This is a genomic window from Bacillus pumilus, from assembly GCF_003431975.1.
Classification (GTDB): Bacteria; Bacillota; Bacilli; order Bacillales; family Bacillaceae; genus Bacillus; species Bacillus pumilus_N.
Map to the genome: position 1 here is coordinate 3,550,223 of NZ_CP027116.1, position 20,761 is coordinate 3,570,983.

Sequence of the window (20,761 nt, forward strand, 5' to 3'; positions counted from 1 at the left end):
GCACAATCAGACTTGAAATCTAAAGATCTATGGGATGTTGCTTCATTCGCTGTTACAAACCCTGATAATTAAAGGGTTCACAATGAGGATTAGTAGAGTGCTATAGGCTATGAAAACCTTACCATAATACCCTCGTTTAGCATACAATAGCGTCTATGATGTGTCAATCCGTTGAAAGTTAAAAAACTTTTCTATAATGATAGAGCACACAAAATGTTCACAATTTCATCAAACTTTAGGAGACACGTGACATTCATTGAAAAAAACAGCTAATGTTCAGTATACATTGATTTTTCTAAGAACGATATCAACCGTTTGTCATATATTTCAAAAAAGCCCACATGCACGTTTGCATGTGGGCTTCAGATTGTTGACAAAGGGCTAAAATGATGTTTATTTTAGCCCTTTGTCTTCTTTTCAGCGTGATAGAAAACCTTTGCATTCTAGGAAGGACGAGCACCGGAACGGAGCGAATTTGACATTCGTGAGTACCGGCGCGCAGGACTGACAAAGAATGCGAGGGTTTGTCTACATGCTGAAGCGTGTTTATTTCGTTCCATACATACGGTCACCTGCATCACCAAGACCTGGGATGATGTAACCTTTTTCGTTTAATTTCTCATCTAATGCTGCAATGTAAATATCAACATCTGGATGATGTTTTTGCATTTCTTCTACACCTTCAGGCGCAGCAATGAGACACATGAAGCGAATGTTTTTCGCACCACGTTTTTTCAAGCTGTTTAATGCTTCGACTGCTGAACCGCCAGTTGCAAGCATTGGATCTACTACGATAAATTCACGCTCTTCTACATCAGATGGAAGCTTCACATAGTATTCAACAGGCTTTAATGTTTTCGGATCACGGTATAAACCGACATGTCCCACTTTAGCAGCTGGAATGAGTTTCAAAATCCCGTCCACCATACCAAGACCTGCTCTTAAAATCGGCACAACACCGAGTTTCTTACCAGAGATCACATTTGATTTAGCTACTTGTACAGGTGTTTCTACATCTACCTCTTCAAGCGGTAAGTCTCTTGTGATTTCAAATGCCATTAATGTTGCGACTTCATCCACTAGCTCTCTAAATTCTTTTGTTCCTGTATGAACGTCACGAATATATGTAAGTTTGTGCTGAATAAGCGGGTGATCAAATACATAAACCTTTGCCATTGCTTGCTACAACTCCTTTTCTGTCATCTTCCGGTGAACTTTGCACACTTCCTACAATTCTACATAAAAAGACATCATCTTTCAATATGATTCGCAAATCCTACAAAAAAAACCCACATGCCAAAAATAGGCAAATGGGTCTGCTTCTTAATAATCTAATTCATTATATAGAGGGAAGCGGGCAGTTAGATCAGATACACGTTTTTTCGCTTCTTCTAATTTCGCTTCATCTTCATGATGTTTTAGAGCAAGCGCAATAATGGAACCGACTTCTTTCATCGCCTCTTGATCGAATCCACGGCTCGTCACTGCTGCTGTACCTACACGTACGCCACTTGTGACAAAAGGTTTCTCTGGATCATAAGGGATCGCATTTTTGTTCACTGTAATACCGATTTCATCAAGAACATTTTCTGCAATTTTTCCTGTGATGCCAAGAGAACGCAAGTCGATGAGAACAAGATGGTTATCTGTTCCACCAGAAACAAGCTGAATATCTTCAGACAAAAGTGTGTCAGCTAGCTGCTTTGCATTATCAATGACGTTTTGTGCATATGCTTTGAAATCTCCGTTCAATACTTCACCGAAAGAAACAGCTTTTGCAGAGATCACATGCATCAGTGGTCCACCTTGAATACCCGGGAAGATCGATTTGTCGATCTTTTTACCAAACTCTTCACGACATAGGATCATTCCACCGCGAGGTCCGCGCAAAGTTTTGTGAGTTGTCGTTGTCACAAAGTCTGCATAAGGAACTGGGTTTGGATGAAGACCTGCTGCAACAAGACCCGCAATGTGAGCCATGTCGACCATAAAGTAAGCACCGACCTCATCAGCAATCTCACGGAACTTTTTGAAATCAATTTGACGTGGGTATGCACTTGCACCCGCAACGATTAGCTTCGGCTTATGCTCACGTGCTTTTTCAAGTACATCTTGATAGTCAATATGCTGAGTTTCTTTATCAACACCATATTCTACAAAGTTGTACTGTACACCACTAAAGTTGACAGGGCTTCCGTGTGTTAAATGCCCACCATGTGATAAGTTCATGCCTAACACAGTATCGCCATGCTCAAGAATGGTAAAGTATACGGCCATATTCGCTTGAGCACCTGAGTGAGGCTGTACGTTCACATACTCAGCGCCAAAAATTTCTTTTGCGCGGTCACGTGCGATATCTTCTACAACGTCTACATGTTCACAGCCGCCATAGTAGCGTTTTCCAGGGTAGCCCTCTGCATATTTGTTTGTTAAAACAGAGCCCTGTGCTTCCATGACTGCTTCGCTTACGAAGTTTTCTGATGCAATTAATTCGATTTTGTCCTGCTGGCGTTTCCGCTCTAGTTGAATTGCCTTGAATACTTGTGCGTCTTGCTCAGGTAAATGTTTCATCAGCGAAATCCTCTCCAATCTATTTCCATTCGATGTTTTCACCATCTCATTGTACACGGTTTTTGAGTGAAATGTAAAAGTTTTTTTGGAAAAACGACTTCTTTTTTGCGAAAAACCGAATATTTAAGTGGTGAAACGTCTCTATCATTCAACATTATATTAGAAATATATCATCTATGATCTCGTATAAACCGCTCGTTCTCCGCCAATCAGCTTCGGACGCGTTTTCGCGAACGTCACATGTGCTTGTCCTAATTGATGATGACTCAGGCGGACAGGCACAGCAACTCTCTTTAGATGCATCCCAATCAATGTATCACCGATATCGATTCCAGCATGCGCCTCGATGGATTCAACTAACACAGGATGTTCCATCTGCTGATACGCATGAGCTGCCATCGAACCACCCGCCTTTCGGACAGGTACTGCCGCGACAATCTCGAGGTTAAGACGGTATGCCACTTCTTCTTCCACCACAAGCGCACGATTTAGATGCTCACAACACTGGAAAGCGAGCTCAATACCGATCTCTCGTCTCAGCTGATCCAATTCTTGATAGATGGACGCAGCAATTTGCTCACTTCCTGCTGTCCCAATATGCTCCCCAGCCACTTCCGATGTACTGCAGCCAATGACTAAAATTTGCCCTGCACGCAGTTCGACCACTTGATGAAACTCTTTTAACATTTTAAGCCAATCTTGACCAATGTTCATATTAAGCGCTCCTTACAGGTGCTTTTCTTCGTAATCAGCGATTTTACCAATCCGAACAGCATGTCGTCCAGCCGTAAATTCTGTTGTCAGCCAAATGTGTGCAATCTCACGTGCTAATCCAGGACCAATGACTCGCTCGCCCATCGCAAGGACGTTCGTATCATTATGTTCTCTTGTCGCCTTCGCACTAAATGTATCATGCGCCAGCGCACAGCGAATTCCTTTCACTTTGTTTGCTGAAATACTCATGCCGATACCTGTCCCACAAATTAAAATGCCGCGGTCTACTTCTCCGCTTACCACCATATTGGCTACAGGAAAAGCATAATCTGGGTAGTCTACAGAGCCTGATCCACATTCACAACCCATATCAATGTATTCAATCTTCAATTCATCCATCAATTGTTTGATTTCTTCACGAATATTCGTTCCGCCGTGATCGGATGCAATAGCTACTTTCATCGGGCAATTCCTCCTAAGGGTGAGTTGATCTGTCTTGTCTTACATTTCTTCTTTATTTACAGTTATATTTTAACCTCTGCCTAGTCATTTGCAAACAAAAGCAGAAAAAACCGTTAGTGCAACGGTTTTACAAGTTGTCCACTATAAGGATGTGAAATCCTTTTTCAATTTCTCAACCAGCTGATGTAACAATGCTTCTAGTTCATCACGTGTTTCCTGATAAACAGACAGGCTTCCTCCAAACGGATCGGATACATCGCCTTCTCTTCCTGTTGCAAATTCTTTTAGAGTGAAGACCTTGTCTTTTACATGAGCATATTGCTCCACAATCAACTGCTTATGCTGAATCGTCATGGTGAAAACATAATCAGCTTCATGAAGAAGATCCTCTGTCAGTTTAGAAGATGAGTGATTCAGCGGAATGCTTTTCTCAAATAATGCTTCGACCGCTTGAGGAGAAGCCTTCCCAGCATCTGAGGCAAATATGCCTGCTGATTTAACAGTGACCACTAAACCTTTTTCATGTGCAATTGAAGCAAAAAGGGCTTGAGCCATCGGACTTCTGCATGTATTTCCCGTACAAACAAATAAGATTTTCATCTTTCGCCCTCCTTTTCTTCTATTATATAGCATTTCATTCTACATGTTATGTAAGGAGACTGGCTAGAGCGGAAATAATAATTTAATACCAAAGGCTAGTAAAATGATTCCGCCAAGCGCCCCGCTATATGACCCACCCCATGATCGCACTTGTTTACCGAGCAATAATCCAAGCCATGTGAGGATCATACTAAAAAAGCCAAACAATAAAATGGTCATCCACACGTGAGAACCGTAAATGCCGAGGCTTAAACCAACGGAAAAACTGTCTAAACTGACACTTGTAGCAAAAAGCATAAGACCAGCCCCAACAGGTGCAATAAATGGTTTATCCTCTTTGCGGATAGACGCAACGATCATTTGCAGCCCCAGCACCAACAGTAGCGCCCCGCCGATATAGGTGGCAAGGAGCCCGAGCCAGCCTGATAATAGCTGACCTGTCAGCATACCAAAAAGCGGCATAAACATATGAAATATCCCAATGACAAGTCCAATATAAATCATTTGGCGGAACTTCAGCTGAATCATTCCCATGCCAAGTCCAACCGAAAAAGCATCCATCCCCAGTGCAAAAGCCATGATGCTGAGAGTCAGCAATTCGCCAGCTAGCTCGTTCATGTACATCCCCCTTGGACACGCATTCTCCTTTAACCTATGTTTGTCCAAGTAGGGTTAGAACTATTTGAGCGAAGAGAGAGTGCGCCCTCCTGCCGCTTTTTGCAGACGGTTCATAATCGCTGAACCCACTCCCTGCTCTGAAAAGGCTTCTGAAATGATGACTTCTACATCTGTCTCATCAAATTGCCTTAGTACACGATATAAGTTTGCCGCAATCGTTTCAGGTCTTTCTCTCCATCCACAGCTGTATACGACATCTGCCGTAAACAACGATTTCTTCTCTTCTGTTGTGAGCACGCCAACTTTTAAACCTTCAGCCTGATATGTCTGAATGTGACGCTGCATCTCTTCATCACTTCCAAAATAGAGATACATTTGAGCTTCAGGTGCATAGTGTGTATATTTCATTCCTGGCGATACAGGCGCTTCGTCCTTTTTTGTCAGCCCCGGGTCGATGTCGACCGTTCCCACGACCTCTTCCAAGGCTTCTTTTGTAATGCCACCCGGCCTTAGAATGACTGGAATTTCGCCGACACAGGATACAACCGTTGATTCAACGCCAATTCCAGTTGAACCGCCATCAACAATGCCAGCAATTCTTCCATCGAGATCACTCGCTACATGGTTAGCTAGTGTTGGTGATGGTTTACCTGAACGGTTGGCACTTGGTGCAGCAATCGGCAAACCTGCCGCTCGGATCAGTTCAAGCGCAATCGGATGGTCAGGCATTCTCACACCAACTGTGGATAAACCTGCCGTGACCTGCTTTGATAAAGTGCCAGGCTTACATGGAAGAACAATGGTTAAAGCGCCTGGCCAAAAGGCATCCATCAATGCCTTTGCTTTTTCGCTTTCTATTTGTGCAAATTCATGAAGCTGCTCAACCTCCGCAATGTGAACAATCAATGGATTATCACTTGGACGCCCTTTCGCTTCATAAATTTTCATGACAGCTTCTGTCTCTTTCGCATTAGCCCCTAGTCCGTAAACAGTCTCTGTCGGAAAGGCGACCACTTCGTTTTGCTGCAATAACAACGCTGCCTGTTCAATTTGTGGATAGTATGTGGATAAATCCTTTTCTAAATCCACAGACCATCTTTTTGTATTTAACATCATACAAACTCCTTTTAAAAAAGATAAAACTGTTGATATATCTCAATTATCCTTTTGAAAGTATAAAAGATGATGATCAATAAAACAAGCGTTGTCCACAATTTGTGGATAACACTTGTTTAACAGTGGATAAGTATGTGTATAAGTCCAGTATGTTTTGATTAAATGCCTTTTTTTTGAAGAACCACGGCCTGTCCTTTCCCTAATGTCTCCTTTGCATGAGCGGATACCCACATGCTTTCTGGGATGTCCTCTAAAGGCGTGAAGCCCATCAAAGCCAAAAAGTCATGTGAGGAGGAATGGTTTGAGACGACATAAAAAGTATCCACACCTATTTTCCCTCCAAGTGTTTGCACACTTTGGAACAAAGACACAATATGACCTTGACCTAGTTTATCTGATATGACAAGGGAGCGCAGCAACCCCTCTTGTTCACTGAGCTGTTCAAGACCTAAGCACCCTGCCAGCTGACCGTCTGCATCTTCCATGACAACAAATGTCGTACGCGAAGCAAGCGTAACGCCGCCTTTCGCTTGTCCCTTTTCAAGAAAAGCATTGATCGCTGGGATATCTTCTTCTGTTGCAATTCTTAATTGATAATACATGCTTTCACCTCTTTTTAATCTCTTACTTCAACTCTATGAGGCAAAAACAGATTTATACCTTTTTTAAGAGAAAAGACTAGAGACCCATTCGAACAAAAAGAATTTCACTTCACCAGTCTCTTCTTCCTCGTCTTTCACCACTTCATTGACAGACTCATTTGTTTTCTGCGCAGTCACTTGGTCATCATCTCCCTCTGGCGACGCGATGGCTTCTCCATTTGAAAAGTCGATAAAGCAAAGCGGCGGGAATAATACACACCACCAATTGGCTCCATCCCCTTCACCGAGCGTTATTAAAATGGCTTCATATTTCCCGGCAGGATAGACGAAGTTCCCATAAAGCTTTGTTGGAAATGAGGCTTTTTGAAAGCTGACTGATACGGATTGATCAATGTGCTGTTCTTTTAATTTCTCTTTGGCGATACGATTGATTTCTGGCAGTTTTGATCGAACAACACGTCTAGCTTCTTCAATGGATGTGAGGTCTTTGACCCATTCCGTCATATTGGCATTCACCTCGTCGCGAATGCTTCTTTTGACATCCTGATCTGCTGAACGATCACTGTTTGCTAAAATGCGTAAACGGATTGCTTCATCCGGTATCACAACAGGCTGATCTGCTGAAGCAGTCGCCGTCTCTTCCCTGCCAAGGTTTGCAAAAGCACCGCATAATAATAGAAACATATAAAGACAAATCATCATTTTATTTTTAAACATGATGTGTTCCCCCCACTTTTTCTCTTCGTTACAAACATTGTGTCCAGGAAACCCATCTTATAAACAGCTAAAATGATTTTTTTAATAGATTATGAGTGAAATCAAAAAAGCCGTTCAGCGTAGAACGGCTTTGGAGTAAGGATTGGTAATCGGAAGGATACAGTCTCCCATCCCAATCTCGGCTGATTTTCAGCCCTGATTCGGTTTTGATAACAGTCATAGCGCCTTTTTTCTCGATTTCTTTTTTGACATTTCCTTTTTGATCAATAAATTGGATCATCATTTTATAGTCAAATTCAATTCTGTCATCGCTTTCATCTGAAGGCGTAAACGTAATTTTCTTCAGCTTAATTTGACACTCTTGATCCTTTGCTGCTTCTAATACGCTCGGGAACATGCTGTCTTGTGTATATTCTTGATACTCATGCTCGGTTAAATAAAACTTCAGCTTCTCCTTCATGTCAGTTAGGTCATCCGTTCGATTCACTGTGTATTGTGCTTTTTTATAGCTTTCTCCAAATGCTGCTGCTTCTTTTTTAAAGCTCGGTTTACCACAAGCACTCACAATCAATAGTACACTGACGATGACCAACACCATCGCATACCTTCTGCTCACACCATTCGCTCCTTCAAAACAAATTTATGTAAAAAAATCATGATCAGAATGTTCATTCTTTTATATATACGTTTCTCTTTTACCATAAGTTTCATCTTTACATAATAAAATAGTCCGACTTTATTCAGCCGGACTTTCCATTTTGAATGTGTGCGCAAACCGCTCGGTCTTTCCTGTTTATATCCTTGACGATGCGGACATCCGCTCCAGGAAATGCCTGCAAAAGAAGCGTTTTAACATCTTGCCCTTGCGTATGTCCAATTTCAAAGACAACGACTGCCTGCTCATGAAGTACAATGTGAAGATCACCAATTAGACGCTTATAAAACCACAGACCATCACGTCCATCTGTTAGCGCACTTACTGGCTCATGCTTCGTCACAACTTCTGACAGGCTGTTCATTTCTTCTACCGCAATATAAGGTGGATTGGAAATAAACAGATCCACTTTGATGCCTTGAGCTATCATCGGTTCAAGTAAATCGCCTTGTAAAAAATGAACGTCTGCACCGAGTGCTTGTTGATTCCGCTTTGCGACCGCAAGTGCATCATGTGAAATATCCGTTGCAGTGACAGATAGGGATTCTTTTTCAAGAGCGAGCGTAATCGCAATTGCTCCACTTCCTGTACCAACATCTACTGCTTTGAGCAGCTGGTCGTGTGGGAAGACGTCATCCACCAGATTCAGCGCCGCCAAAACGACCTCTTCCGTTTCAGGCCGAGGAATGAGAACATGTTTGTTCACTTCGAAGGGACGGCCGTAAAAAAATTCAACCCCCGTTAAATGCTGAACAGGCACGCCTTTCTTGTGCTGCGTGACAAACTCACTGAACAACCGATCTTGCTCCTCTGGCAGCAAATCATGAAAACGCGCAAGTAGTTCACTTCTGCTCAAATCCATGACATGCATCAAAAGGATCTCTGCTGCGTTTTGATCTCTACCGGCTTCCGTTAACAAAGAAGAAGCCCATTTAAGGGCTTCAAAAATTGTTCGTTGATTATTGTGCATTTTGAAGCTTTCTTGCTTGGTCTTCCATAATTAATGCATCAATGACCTCGTCAAGTTTTCCTTCTAAAATTTGATCAAGCTTTTGAATCGTCAATCCGATGCGGTGATCCGTTACACGGTTTTGCGGGAAATTATACGTACGGATACGCTCTGAACGATCCCCTGTTCCAACAGCAGATTTACGAGTTTGATCGTATTCAGCCTGTGCTTCACGCTGGAATTTATCATAAATTCTTGCACGTAACACTTTCATGGCTTTTTCTTTGTTTTTGATTTGTGACTTTTCATCCTGACAGGAGACAACCACACCTGTTGGAAGGTGAGTTAATCGAACAGCAGACATCGTCGTATTGACACTTTGTCCGCCAGGTCCGCTTGATGTGAAAGTATCTACACGAATGTCTTTTTCATGGATATCAATTTCAACTTCTTCAGCCTCAGGCAATACAGCAACTGTCGCAGTAGATGTATGGATCCGTCCGCCTGATTCCGTTTCTGGAACACGCTGCACGCGGTGTGCACCATTCTCAAACTTTAGTTTAGAATATGCGCCTTTCCCGCTAATCATAAAGATGATCTCTTTATAACCGCCTGTGCCAGTGACACTTGCTTCCATTACTTCCGTTTTCCAGCCTTGCATTTCAGCATAGCGGCTGTACATACGGTAAAGATTTCCAGCAAAGAGCGCAGCCTCTTCTCCGCCTGCTGCACCACGAACCTCCACAATAACGTTCTTGTTGTCATTTGGATCTTTCGGAATCAGCAAGATTTTCAGCTCGTCTTCTAAACGTTCTGTTTCTTCTGTGAGCTCTGAAATTTCTTCTTTGACCATGTCGCGCATCTCTGCATCCAGCTTTTCTTCCAGCATTGCTTTCGCTTCGCTCAACTGGTCGTATGCCGCACGATATTGTCTATATACCTCAACAGTTTCTTGAATATCAGATTGTTCTTTCGAATATTCACGAAGCTTCGTAGGGTCGTTCACCACTTCAGGATCACTTAAATATTCATTTAGCTTTTCATAGCGTTCTTCAATTGATTTTAAACGGTCTAACATGGTCTTCACCTCTGTTTTGTGCGTAACAGTCTAATTATAGTATAGCGGGGTATGACAGTCAAAAAAATTTCCAAAACAATTGATTTTCTGCAATTTTCCGCTAGAAAACACGATCTTTGGCGATTGATTACTTGTTTTGTCTAACGTGAAGGAACAGCTCCTCCTTGAAGAGAATGGTACTTATAATTGAAAAAAGGGAGGGCATTTGGTTTGAATACAAATGAGGTAGCAAAAGAAATTGGTGTTTCTTCAAAAACAATTCAGCGTTGGGTTAAACAGCTCAACATCCCTGTCGCCCGGAACGAACTTGGACATTACGAATTTCATGAAGAGATTGTACAGCTGCTCAAAGAGGTTAAACAACAAATGAACGAAGGTGTGATCCTCCATGACATTAGGCTGCCGATCCACCAAGAGACTATGCAGCAACTATCACCCACTATAGAAACCTCCACCTCTTCAAAACGAATTGAAGCTTTGGAGAACCAAGTGTATCAGCTCATGCAGCAGCAATTACACGTGACTGAAATAGAAAATCGACTGCAAGAACTTGAACGAAAACTGGCCAAAAAAGCAGATGAAGGTGTGTCGTATCAGCTGCTCCAACATCGCAGAGAAATTGAAGATCTATCCTCTCAATTTGATCGCCTTGCCGCGAGCCTGAAACAACCATCACAAGCAAAAGAAGAAAAGGAAATCGCACACCCCGAGATGAAAAAAAAGCGTGTGCTCTTCCCTCTGTTCCATTCATTTCGCTAAGAAAGGCTGCCTCTTATGGCAGCCTTTCTACTATATTATACGGTAAGTGCAATAATGATCGGTAATGTAATGAGTGACATGATGGCACTGATGACAAATGCGGATGCAGTTTCTGCCTCTTGTTTCTCAAATCGAGTGGCGATCATGGCTGCAACAGCTGAACCTGGGAATGCAACAAGCAATACAGCTTTTGTAATTTCATCCGCCGAAAGACCCATAAGAATGGCGATAAAATACATGAGTAGTGGTTGTACAGCTACTTTTAATAGTGCAATACTGAATGCTGGCAGGCTCAATTTAATTTTTCGAATACCTACAGTAACACCGACTGCGAATAGCGCAACCCCTGATGTTACACTTCCAATTTCCTCTAACATCTCATGTCCAATTTCAGGAAGTTTAAATCCTAAAAGGACAAGAATGATACTTGCTAGCGGTGCAAGTGCAAGCGGCTCTGATAAACCGTGTAAAATTGCTTTTGTCGTCATTTTTAGGAAGCTTTCGCCGTCTTTGGCTTTTCCTTTTGTTTTTTCACCGACAGTTGACACAATAATAGCAATTGGATCAAGCAATGCATTTACAACTATTCCGGTAATAGCAATCGGAATTGCAACTTCTTGAGCCCCAAATAAACTGCCCAAGACCGGAATCCCCATAAATGCAAAGGTCGGTTGTGCTGAGTTTAATGAGAAAACAGATGAATCTGTTAAATCATATTTAAAAGCAAATTTCGTAACTAAAAGGATAATGATATAAAAACCTACGATTCCGAAAATCAATGCAACGAAAAATGGAATTTGACTATAGAATTTATCTTTTGGTGTTGACAGAATGCTGGCGATAAAGTGCGCTGGCAAAGCATACTTTGTAACAAGTGTACTTACACCTTTTGCAGATTTAGCGTCATAGCTGCCGAAGTTCCCTGCGAACCAACCCAGCGCGATAACGAAAAAAATCGGTGCTAGGAGGATCAAAATATTTAAAAAGTCCATCTTACTATTCCTCCTTGAATCCTCTACAAGTTTCTTATTTTATTGCGGCATTGCTTAGATTACCCGAAACAATGCCGCATTACACATTTTATTATGCTCTTACAATTTTTTTATATTCAGGAATCCACATTGCATCTTTCACAGCTTGTTCAATGTCTTCAGGCGTTTTTCTTGCGACACCATCTTTAATGGCTGCTTTTGCCACTTCGATAGCCACTTTGATAGATACTTCTTGCAATTTATCAATGCTTGGAAGAAGACCAGCACCTGGTTTATCATGATCAACCATTTCAGCAATCGCATCTGCAGAAGCAACGAACATGCCTTTTGTGATGATTTTTGATTCCGTTACGATTGAACCAAGACCAAGTCCAGGGAAAACGAACGCATTGTTTGATTGTCCGATTTCATGTTCAATTCCGTTATACTCAACGTTTTCGAACGGGCTTCCTGTTGCAACAAGCGCACGGCCGTCAGTCCATTTGAATAGATCTTCTGGAACTGCTTCCGCAAGTGGTGTTGGGTTAGACATTGGCATGATCACTGGACGCTCTGTATGAGCCGCGATTTCTTTAATGATTTCTTCAGTGAATGCGCCGCCTTGACCTGATGTACCAATCAGAATAGTTGGCTTCACCTGGCGAACAGTTTCAGCAAATGAGATTTGTCCTTTTTCATCACGTGCCCAGCCTTCTACTTCATCAGCAGAACGAAGGTATGGTTTTTGGAAATCAAATACTTCAGCTTCAAACTGATCAGTCAGCAATCCTCTATAGTCTAATGTCCAGAAAGCATTGTTTGCTTCTTCTTCACTTAGACCTTCAAGAACCATTGTGTCACGCATTTGATCTGCGATTCCGATACCAGCTGATCCAGCTCCGAAAATCATCACACGGTGATCTTTCAATTGAGTACCCGTTTTCTTGACAGCTGCAAGAACACCCGCTAAAGTAATGGCACCAGTACCTTGAATATCATCATTGAATGTTAAGATGTTATCGTTGTATTTTTTCATGATGTTACGCGCATTTTTGTTTCCAAGGTCTTCCCAGTGAAGCAATGCTTTCGGGAAGAATTTAAGCGCTGCTTTTACATAAGCATCAATGAATTCTTCGTATTTTTCACCTTGTACACGTTTATGATGGTTCCCAATGTACAATGGATCATTCAATAATTTTTCATTGTTTGTTCCAACATCTAGTACAACTGGAATTACGCGACTTGGATCAATACCTGCTGCAGCCGTATAAACAGCTAATTTACCGATTGCGATGTTGATACCACCAACACCCCAGTCACCAATTCCAAGAATGCTCTCAGAGTCAGTAGCAACGATAAGGTCAATATCCCCTGCTGTTGCATGTAAGTTTTCAAATGCTTTCTCAATGCCGTCAATGTCGTCGATTGAAAGATAGACACCATGAGGTCTTCTGTATTCATGGCTGTATTCTTGAATCGCTTCACCAACAGTTGGTGTGTACACAACAGGAAGCATTTCACGAAGCTTGTCTGTAAGAAGCTTATAGAACAATACTTCGTTACGGTTTTGCAAATCACTTAAGTATACGTTTTGACGAAGACGATCTGGCTGAGCTAGAAATTGCTTGTACGCTCTCTCCGCTTGTTGTTCTAAAGTAAGAACTGTTGGAGGAAGTAAGCCTTCTAGTCCAAGCTCTTGTCTTTCTTCTTCAGAGAAAGCAACGCCTTTGTTCAACGTCGGAATCGATAATACATCTTTACCTGTCAAAGTGGTTTCGAGGTACCCTTCTTTTGTTTTCTTCACGTTGTTCATCAAAAACTACCCTCTTTCTAAAATATAAATAAAGTGAACTATTAATTTAAAGAACGATTAAGGAGGAAAATCCTTAATCAAAAAAATTATGACAAGAAATCGAACTTTTCGTTGAAATGCTTTACACTACAGTTAGTCATTTTATGCCTGCTTATGCTAAAACGCAAGCGTTGAAAATTAGATAATTTTTTCGTAGCGTTATTTAATTTATTTAAGTACAAATGATGGGTATTCAGCCAAAATCTCGAAAAACGAAACACAGCGGCATTTGCTATTTTTTTAATTGTCAAGTGTTGTACCAACGTCAAGTCTTGGTACTTCATGGTGATGTCTGCATCGTGCTTCGTATGATTCCTGCGCACCTACTAAAATAATGGGATCATCATAGGATGCGGGTTTACCGTCGATCAAGCGTTGTGTTCTACTCGCTGGGGAGCCGCATACCGAACAAACCGCTTGAAGTTTTGTTACAAGCTCTGCACATGCCATTAAATGCGGAACAACACCAAATGGCTCTCCTCTGAAGTCTTGATCAAGGCCTGCAACAATGACTCGGTAGCCTTTATCAGCCAATTGAGTGACAATGTCAATAATTGTCTCATCAAAAAATTGCACCTCATCAATGCCAATGACATCGGTTCTTTCTGATATGTGCGTTATTATGTCTTTTGGTGAGGCTACTGCAATCCCATCGACCGATGAACCGTTATGTGAAACAACTGAACTTATACTATATCGGTTATCAATCGCTGGTTTGAATATTTTTACTTCTTGTTTGGCAAAGGTGGCTCTTTTGGCTCTCCGAATCAATTCTTCCGACTTTCCAGAAAACATACTTCCGCAGATGACTTCAAGCCAACCGCTTTGTTTCATCACATACATAAGGTCTTCTCCCCCGTTTTAAAGTTCCATCAATCCACGTAAAAAAACAGGCAAGAACGGATTCCTGCCTGTTTATTGTATCTATTATTACTTAAGACCGTATTTTTTGTTAAAGCGGTCAACACGTCCATCAGCAGAAGCGAATTTTTGACGGCCTGTATAGAAAGGATGGCACTCAGAGCAAATCTCGATGCGTACCTCTTCTTTTACTGATCCAGTTTCAAACTCATTTCCACAAGCGCATTTGACTGTAGCTTTTTTGTAGTTAGGATGAATTCCTGTTTTCATCTACTGTCATCTCCTTCCGCCCTGAATCCAATTCGGAAACAGAGTTAATATCTCAGAATAAATTCTGAAACGCACATGATAAAATTATAACAGTGTGAGTCTATGATTGCAAATGTATTTTTTCAACAAGCTATCTTCTTGATGCAGACATATTGGCTTGTTTCCATTCTTGCGTTAAAATATCGAAAAATTCTTGGTTTGTCTTTGTTTTTCTCATTTTGCGCATGAACTTCTCAGCAAAGTCAGGTGTATCTGACATCGATTTTCTCATCGCCCATAGACGGTCAAGATGCTCTTTTGGTACAAGCAGTTCTTCTTTTCTGGTACCAGAACGGCGAATGTCGATCGCTGGGAAAATTCTTCTTTCTGCAAGAGAGCGGTCCAAATGAAGCTCCATGTTCCCCGTTCCCTTAAACTCCTCATAAATGACATCATCCATACGTGATCCGGTATCAACAAGCGCAGTCGCTAAAATCGTCAAGCTTCCGCCTTCTTCAATGTTACGCGCAGCACCAAAGAAGCGCTTTGGACGGTGGAAAGCCGCTGGATCAATACCACCGGAAAGCGTTCGGCCGCTTGGCGGGATGACAAGGTTGTATGCCCGCGCAAGCCTTGTGATGCTGTCCATTAAGATGATGACATCTTTCTTATGTTCAACAAGACGCATAGCACGTTCTAATACAAGCTCTGCTACTTTAATGTGGTTTTCCGGTACTTCGTCAAAGGTTGAACTAACAACATCCCCTGCAACAGAACGTTCGATGTCTGTTACTTCCTCTGGACGTTCGTCAATCAAAAGGACAATTAGCTCTGCCTCTGGGTGATTTTCAGAAATACTGTTAGCAATTTCTTTAAGCAAAATGGTCTTCCCAGCCTTAGGCGGTGCAACAATTAAACCACGCTGCCCAAATCCAACTGGCGCCATCATATCCATAATTCTAGTAGACAGGTGATTAGGCTGTGTTTCAAGAATCATTTGACGATCAGGGAATAGCGGCGTGAGTGCAGGAAAGTGAACACGTTCCTTAGCTGATTCTGGGTCGTCCCCATTTACCGCTTCGACATGAAGGAGGCCATAGTAGCGTTCATTCTCTTTTGGAGGTCGTACCTTTCCAGACACCTTATCTCCGTTTCGTAAATCAAAACGTCTGATTTGTGAAGCAGAAATATAAATGTCTTCAGAGCTTGGGGAGTAGTTGATTGGTCTTAAAAAACCAAATCCCTCAGACTGAATAATTTCAAGAACCCCTTCCATAAATAAGAGATCCTCTTGCTCAGCGTTCGCCTTTAAGATGGCAAAAATTAATTCTTTTTTTGTTAGTTTGCTGTAATAAGAGATTTTGTATCGTTTTGCTAACTCATACAGCTCTTTTAATTTCATATTTTCCAAAGATGAAATCGAAACATCTTTCAATATGGACACCACACTTTTCTAGTCAATGTATTTCATTACAAATGCATGACCATTGTATTTGATTAGCTTTTAATTCCGTTTTTGTTGGTATGACCTCGCTCTGATGGTAACGCTCCCACTCGTTTTATCGTGAAAGATAGGAACAATGTGAAATTGAGCTTTGTCAACATAGAGAAGGATAATGAGTATATCGTCATGATGCGGCAGTATTTAAACTTTTGAAGCTTAAAAGAAGTAAATTCGCAGAAAATTTCGCAGCACTCTTTAGTTTTACCTCATTTGCAGAGAATATTCAACTTTAAAAAGAAAAATGATATACATTTGACACCTATATGAAAAGCGGGTAATGAATACCCGCTTTCACATTACGGACGGATGACAAGATTCGGTTTTTTCTTTAAGCTGTGTCTGCCGTCTACAAAACGAACCGTACCCGATTTCGCACGCATAACAACACTATGTGTTGTTCCAACAGAGCCTTTGAATTGAACACCTTTTAATAGCTCGCCGTCCGTTACACCAGTCGCTGCAAAAATGGCATCATCACCTTTTACAAGGTCTTCCATCCTTAGGACTTTGCCAACATCCAGCCCCATTTTCTCACAGCGTCTCAGTTCTTCTTCACTTTGAGGAAGAAGCTTTCCGTGGATTTCACCACCAAGTGCCTTTAACGCAACAGCAGAAAGGACACCTTCTGGCGCTCCGCCTGAACCAAATAAAATATCAACACCTGTGTGATCAAATGCTGTATTAATGGCTCCTGCAACGTCACCATCATCGATCAATTTAATTCTTGCTCCTGCTTCTCTCAGTTCAGCAATAATTTTCTCATGTCGATCTCTGTTTAAAATCGTCGCAACCACATCTTCAATATCTTTGTTTTTTGCTTTTGCTACAGCGCGAAGATTGTCAATGACAGGCGCTTCAATGTCGATGCAGCCTACCGCTTCTGGACCTACTGCGATCTTATCCATGTACATATCAGGTGCATTCAGCAAGTTGCCATGATCTGCAACCGCAATAACAGCTAAGGCATTCCAGCCGCCGCTTGCCACAATATTTGTTCCTTCTAATGGATCAACAGCCACATCCACGCGAGGTCCATATCCGTTCCCAAGCTTTTCCCCAATATAAAGCATTGGTGCTTCGTCCATTTCTCCCTCGCCGATGACTACTGTCCCTTTCATCGGAATGGTATCAAATACATCACGCATTGCACTTGTTGCAGCATCATCCGCTTCGTCTTTTAGTCCTCTTCCCATCCAGCGGGCAGATTTTAATGCGGCTGCTTCTGTCACCCGTACTAGTTCCATCGATAAACTTCTTTCCATTTTTGTCCAAATCTCCTCTCACAGTCAAAGCCTTATGAATTTTGAAGTTCTTCTATTTCTTGGTCATTCAGCTTTTCACGCCAGATGGTGGCACCCAAGCCTTCAAGCTTCTTCTCAAGCAAACTATATCCTCTGTCTATATGTTCAAGCCCTGTGATTTCGGTCACACCGTCTGCCATTAATCCTGCGACGACGAGACAAGCACCTGCACGCAGGTCACTTGCTTTCACCTTCGCTCCTTGAAGCTGCGTTTGTCCAGTAATAATGGCGGATCTTCCTTCCACCTTCATGTTCGCACCCATTCGACGCAATTCGTCAATGTGCTTAAAGCGGGCTGAGTAGATCGTATCTGTGACCACACTCGTGCCTTTCGCCTTTGTTAACAGCGCCGTCATCGGCTGCTGAAGGTCAGTCGGAAAGCCCGGATACACAAGGGTTTTGATATCGACAGGCTTGAGTCCTTCGTTTCTGCCAACGATCAGCATCTGATCATTGCTAGTTTCAATGGTGAACCCCATTTCTCTAAGTTTCGCCGTAATTGATTCTAAATGAGTTGGGATCACATTATCAAGTACAACTTCATCTCCCATCGCAGCACCTGCAATTAAAAATGTGCCTGCTTCTATGCGATCAGGGATGATGGAATGCTTACAGCCATGAAGAGATTCTACACCTTCGATTCGAATCACATCAGTACCCGCACCTTTGATTTTCGCTCCCATGCTTGCAAGAAGAGTCGCTACATCAATAATTTCGGGTTCTTTTGCGGCATTTTCAATGACCGTTTTCCCTTCAGCCAGTACGGCTGCCAGCATGATATTGATGGTCGCACCTACACTAACAACATCAAGGTAAATACGGGCTCCGACTAATTTCTCAGCGCGCAAATAAATCGCACCCTGTTCGTTTGTCACCTCGGCTCCAAGTGCTTCAAAGCCTTTGATATGCTGATCGATCGGCCTAGGTCCTAAGTGACATCCTCCAGGAAGCCCGATGACAGCCTGCTTGAATCTGCCCAGCATGGCCCCCATTAAATAATAGGATGCACGCAATTTCTTCACTTTCCCATTAGGAAGCGGCATACTGATCATGGAAGCAGGATTGACGACCATTTCACCTTTTTCAAAAGTGACCTTTCCGCCAATCTCTTCTAACAGATCTCGTAATGTGTCAATATCTGAAATATGCGGAAGGCCCTCAATGGTTACTGGAGAATCAGCGAGAATCGTGGCAGGAATCAGTGCCACTGCACTATTTTTCGCACCACTAATATGTACGGTCCCGCGCAAGGGATCACCGCCGGCAATGTTTAACTTTTCCATATTTGTCTCCCTTCTTAAAGAAGATCACTGTTGGAGTTATACTGTTTGTGGATGTCGCGCTTTAAAAGGTCTTGTCCAAAATTTAGCCAATATCAAGAGAAAGAATACAGGTTAAACGAAATTTGTCGGAAGAAAAATAATCGAAGCTTTGCGAGGCTGTGATGTTCTCTTCTTTGCACAAAACATTTCTTAGCGTTTTTTAGAAAAACTGCGGCAAACGAGAGCCAATCCCGTCTGCCACAATCACTTATTTGTTCCAGTCTGCTAAAAATTGCTCGATGCCTGCATCCGTTAATGGGTGTTTTGTCAGCTGCTTGATGACTTTCAGTGGCATTGTGCCGATATGAGCACCTCTAAGCGCAGCTTCTGTCACGTGTTGCGGGTGACGAATGGATGCAGCAATGATTTGTGTATCTAATCCATGAACATCAAAAATGGTTTTCACTTCGCTGATGAGATCAAGACCATTTTGGCCAATGTCATCTAAGCGGCCGAGGAATGGAGAAACATACGTCGCACCAGCTCTAGCTGCAAGCAATGCCTGGTTTGCACTAAAAATCAAAGTAACGTTTGTTTTAATTCCAAGGTCTGTTAACGCTTTGACAGCTTTAAGACCATCTGTTGTCATTGGAATTTTAACCGTGATATTTGGCGCAATGGCAGCAAGCTCTTTTCCTTCTTCAATCATTTCTTCTGCTTTAAGGGAAATGACTTCTGCACTGACAGAACCCGATACGACGTCAGTGATTTCGCGAAGACGGTCGTGGAATGATACGTCCTTTTCTTTCGCTACTAAACTAGGGTTTGTTGTGACGCCTGCTAAAATGCCAAGCTCGTGCGCCTCTTTAATGTCTGCGATATTTGCTGTATCTACGAAAAATAACATAATCGTGCCACTCTCCTATCAATAAATTGTCTGAAATGTAAATTTTGATTGCGCTTTCTCAAGATATGGAGAAAACCGCCTGTGACTCAGGCGGCTTTCAGTTCTCATCAAATTATGCTTGGTTAGAAGAACCAAATTCGCGCATTTTGCCAATAACAGTCGCTTTAATTGCGTCACGAGCTGGTCCAAGATATTTACGTGGATCATACTCTTCTGTTTTTGCAGCAAGTGTTTCGCGTACTGCTTTCGCAGAAGCAATTTGGTTTTCAGTGTTTACATTGATTTTCGCTGTACCAAGGGAAATCGAACGCTTGATATCAGCAGTTGGAATACCTGTTCCGCCGTGAAGAACAAGTGGAAGACCAGTTGATTTTCCAATTTCTTCCATTTCAGCAAATCCAAGGTTTGGTTCACCTTTGTATGGGCCATGCACTGAACCTAATGCAGGTGCAAGGCAGTCAATGCCAGTGCGTTCTACGAGCTCTTGGCACTCTTTTGGATCAGCATAAATAACGCCCTCAGCGATGACGTCGTCTTCTTGTCCACCAACAGTTCCAAGCTCAGCTTCTACAGATACACCGTGGAAATGTGCAAGCTCAACTACTTTTGCAGTTGTTGCTATGTTCTCTTCGAATGGATGGTGAGAAGCGTCGATCATGACAGAAGTAAATCCTGCATGAATGGCTTTTGCACAAGATTCAAAGCTTGAACCGTGATCTAAATGAATCGCAACAGGAACTGTTACATTATATTCTTCGATTAACGCTTTTACCATTGCGACAACAGTTTTGAAGCCGCCCATGTAGCGTCCTGCTCCTTCAGATACTCCTAAGATAACTGGAGATTTCTCTTCTTCAGCAGCTTGTAAAATCGCTTGCGTGAATTCTAAGTTATTTAAGTTAAACTGTCCAACAGCGTAACCTTTTTCCTTTGCGTCTTTCAACATTTCTGTCATTGAAACTAAAGGCATGATGAAAAATCCTCCCTATGTAGCTAATTTACTTGCTAAAAAA

22 protein-coding genes are annotated in these 20,761 nt (G+C 42.2%); 1 reads left to right on the plus strand and 21 read right to left on the minus strand.

Annotated elements, in window-relative coordinates; translation table 11 throughout:
* Nucleotides 1-546 precede the first annotated feature (546 nt).
* The 12 genes from upp to prfA all read right to left on the minus strand — a co-directional run bounded on the left by upp (nucleotide 547) and on the right by prfA (nucleotide 10,082).
* Nucleotides 547-1,176, minus strand: a complete 630-nt coding sequence (gene upp / locus C5695_RS18415) for a uracil phosphoribosyltransferase (RefSeq protein WP_003214553.1) — start codon at nucleotides 1,174-1,176, stop codon at nucleotides 547-549.
* Nucleotides 1,177-1,323: 147 nt separating this feature from the next.
* Complete coding sequence (glyA, locus tag C5695_RS18420; RefSeq protein ID WP_117732309.1) at nucleotides 1,324-2,571, minus strand: serine hydroxymethyltransferase; 1,248 nt, start codon at nucleotides 2,569-2,571, stop codon at nucleotides 1,324-1,326.
* Nucleotides 2,572-2,745: 174 nt separating this feature from the next.
* Nucleotides 2,746-3,285 carry a TIGR01440 family protein gene (locus tag C5695_RS18425; RefSeq protein ID WP_117732311.1) on the minus strand — a complete coding sequence of 180 codons (540 nt, stop codon included), beginning with the start codon at nucleotides 3,283-3,285 and terminating at the stop codon, nucleotides 2,746-2,748.
* A gap of 12 nt (nucleotides 3,286-3,297) precedes the next feature.
* A complete protein-coding gene (gene rpiB, locus C5695_RS18430; RefSeq protein WP_117732313.1) occupies nucleotides 3,298-3,747 on the minus strand; it encodes a ribose 5-phosphate isomerase B in 450 nt (149 codons plus the stop codon).
* A 141-nt stretch (nucleotides 3,748-3,888) separates the two neighbouring features.
* On the minus strand, nucleotides 3,889-4,347 hold the full coding sequence (locus C5695_RS18435; RefSeq protein ID WP_117732315.1) for a low molecular weight protein arginine phosphatase: 459 nt from the start codon (nucleotides 4,345-4,347) through the stop codon (nucleotides 3,889-3,891).
* A 63-nt stretch (nucleotides 4,348-4,410) separates the two neighbouring features.
* The gene (locus C5695_RS18440; protein WP_117732318.1) at nucleotides 4,411-4,965 is read right to left on the minus strand and encodes a manganese efflux pump MntP; all 555 of its coding nucleotides are present in this window, start codon (nucleotides 4,963-4,965) and stop codon (nucleotides 4,411-4,413) included.
* A 60-nt stretch (nucleotides 4,966-5,025) separates the two neighbouring features.
* A complete protein-coding gene (locus tag C5695_RS18445; protein WP_117732320.1) occupies nucleotides 5,026-6,078 on the minus strand; it encodes an L-threonylcarbamoyladenylate synthase in 1,053 nt (350 codons plus the stop codon).
* A 161-nt stretch (nucleotides 6,079-6,239) separates the two neighbouring features.
* Nucleotides 6,240-6,683 (minus strand): GNAT family N-acetyltransferase, encoded by a 444-nt coding sequence (locus C5695_RS18450; RefSeq protein WP_117732322.1) that lies wholly within the window; start codon nucleotides 6,681-6,683, stop codon nucleotides 6,240-6,242.
* A 63-nt stretch (nucleotides 6,684-6,746) separates the two neighbouring features.
* Nucleotides 6,747-7,400 (minus strand): stage II sporulation protein R, encoded by a 654-nt coding sequence (spoIIR, locus tag C5695_RS18455; RefSeq protein ID WP_117732324.1) that lies wholly within the window; start codon nucleotides 7,398-7,400, stop codon nucleotides 6,747-6,749.
* Nucleotides 7,401-7,467: 67 nt separating this feature from the next.
* Nucleotides 7,468-7,998: a hypothetical protein gene (locus C5695_RS18460; protein WP_117732326.1), complete on the minus strand. Its 531-nt coding sequence runs from the start codon at nucleotides 7,996-7,998 to the stop codon at nucleotides 7,468-7,470.
* Between the two features lie 142 nt (nucleotides 7,999-8,140).
* Nucleotides 8,141-9,025: a peptide chain release factor N(5)-glutamine methyltransferase gene (prmC, locus tag C5695_RS18465; RefSeq protein ID WP_117732328.1), complete on the minus strand. Its 885-nt coding sequence runs from the start codon at nucleotides 9,023-9,025 to the stop codon at nucleotides 8,141-8,143.
* Complete coding sequence (gene prfA, locus C5695_RS18470; RefSeq protein WP_117732330.1) at nucleotides 9,015-10,082, minus strand: peptide chain release factor 1; 1,068 nt, start codon at nucleotides 10,080-10,082, stop codon at nucleotides 9,015-9,017. The genes prmC and prfA overlap by 11 nt, the downstream gene beginning before the upstream one ends.
* A gap of 210 nt (nucleotides 10,083-10,292) precedes the next feature.
* Here prfA and racA point away from each other — a divergent pair, with 210 nt between their 5' ends.
* Nucleotides 10,293-10,841, plus strand: coding sequence for a chromosome-anchoring protein RacA (racA, locus tag C5695_RS18475; protein WP_117732332.1), 549 nt, complete (start codon nucleotides 10,293-10,295; stop codon nucleotides 10,839-10,841).
* A gap of 35 nt (nucleotides 10,842-10,876) precedes the next feature.
* Here the strand turns inward: racA and C5695_RS18480 are convergent, their stop codons facing one another.
* The 9 genes from C5695_RS18480 to C5695_RS18520 all read right to left on the minus strand — a co-directional run bounded on the left by C5695_RS18480 (nucleotide 10,877) and on the right by C5695_RS18520 (nucleotide 20,718).
* On the minus strand, nucleotides 10,877-11,833 hold the full coding sequence (locus C5695_RS18480) for an AEC family transporter (protein ID WP_017368214.1): 957 nt from the start codon (nucleotides 11,831-11,833) through the stop codon (nucleotides 10,877-10,879).
* A 91-nt stretch (nucleotides 11,834-11,924) separates the two neighbouring features.
* Nucleotides 11,925-13,625, minus strand: a complete 1,701-nt coding sequence (gene malS, locus C5695_RS18485; protein ID WP_117732334.1) for an oxaloacetate-decarboxylating malate dehydrogenase — start codon at nucleotides 13,623-13,625, stop codon at nucleotides 11,925-11,927.
* Nucleotides 13,626-13,904: 279 nt separating this feature from the next.
* Nucleotides 13,905-14,507 carry a thymidine kinase gene (locus C5695_RS18490; protein ID WP_117732336.1) on the minus strand — a complete coding sequence of 201 codons (603 nt, stop codon included), beginning with the start codon at nucleotides 14,505-14,507 and terminating at the stop codon, nucleotides 13,905-13,907.
* Nucleotides 14,508-14,594: 87 nt separating this feature from the next.
* Nucleotides 14,595-14,795 carry a 50S ribosomal protein L31 gene (rpmE, locus tag C5695_RS18495; protein ID WP_003215407.1) on the minus strand — a complete coding sequence of 67 codons (201 nt, stop codon included), beginning with the start codon at nucleotides 14,793-14,795 and terminating at the stop codon, nucleotides 14,595-14,597.
* Between the two features lie 130 nt (nucleotides 14,796-14,925).
* The gene (gene rho / locus C5695_RS18500; protein WP_008354975.1) at nucleotides 14,926-16,209 is read right to left on the minus strand and encodes a transcription termination factor Rho; all 1,284 of its coding nucleotides are present in this window, start codon (nucleotides 16,207-16,209) and stop codon (nucleotides 14,926-14,928) included.
* 365 nt (nucleotides 16,210-16,574) lie between these two features.
* The gene (gene glpX / locus C5695_RS18505; RefSeq protein ID WP_012011567.1) at nucleotides 16,575-17,540 is read right to left on the minus strand and encodes a class II fructose-bisphosphatase; all 966 of its coding nucleotides are present in this window, start codon (nucleotides 17,538-17,540) and stop codon (nucleotides 16,575-16,577) included.
* Nucleotides 17,541-17,572: 32 nt separating this feature from the next.
* Nucleotides 17,573-18,862 (minus strand): UDP-N-acetylglucosamine 1-carboxyvinyltransferase, encoded by a 1,290-nt coding sequence (locus C5695_RS18510; protein ID WP_041087823.1) that lies wholly within the window; start codon nucleotides 18,860-18,862, stop codon nucleotides 17,573-17,575.
* A 247-nt stretch (nucleotides 18,863-19,109) separates the two neighbouring features.
* Nucleotides 19,110-19,748 (minus strand): fructose-6-phosphate aldolase, encoded by a 639-nt coding sequence (gene fsa / locus C5695_RS18515; RefSeq protein WP_003215343.1) that lies wholly within the window; start codon nucleotides 19,746-19,748, stop codon nucleotides 19,110-19,112.
* 112 nt (nucleotides 19,749-19,860) lie between these two features.
* Nucleotides 19,861-20,718 carry a class II fructose-bisphosphate aldolase gene (locus tag C5695_RS18520; RefSeq protein WP_117732338.1) on the minus strand — a complete coding sequence of 286 codons (858 nt, stop codon included), beginning with the start codon at nucleotides 20,716-20,718 and terminating at the stop codon, nucleotides 19,861-19,863.
* Between the last annotated feature and the right edge of the window lie 43 nt (nucleotides 20,719-20,761).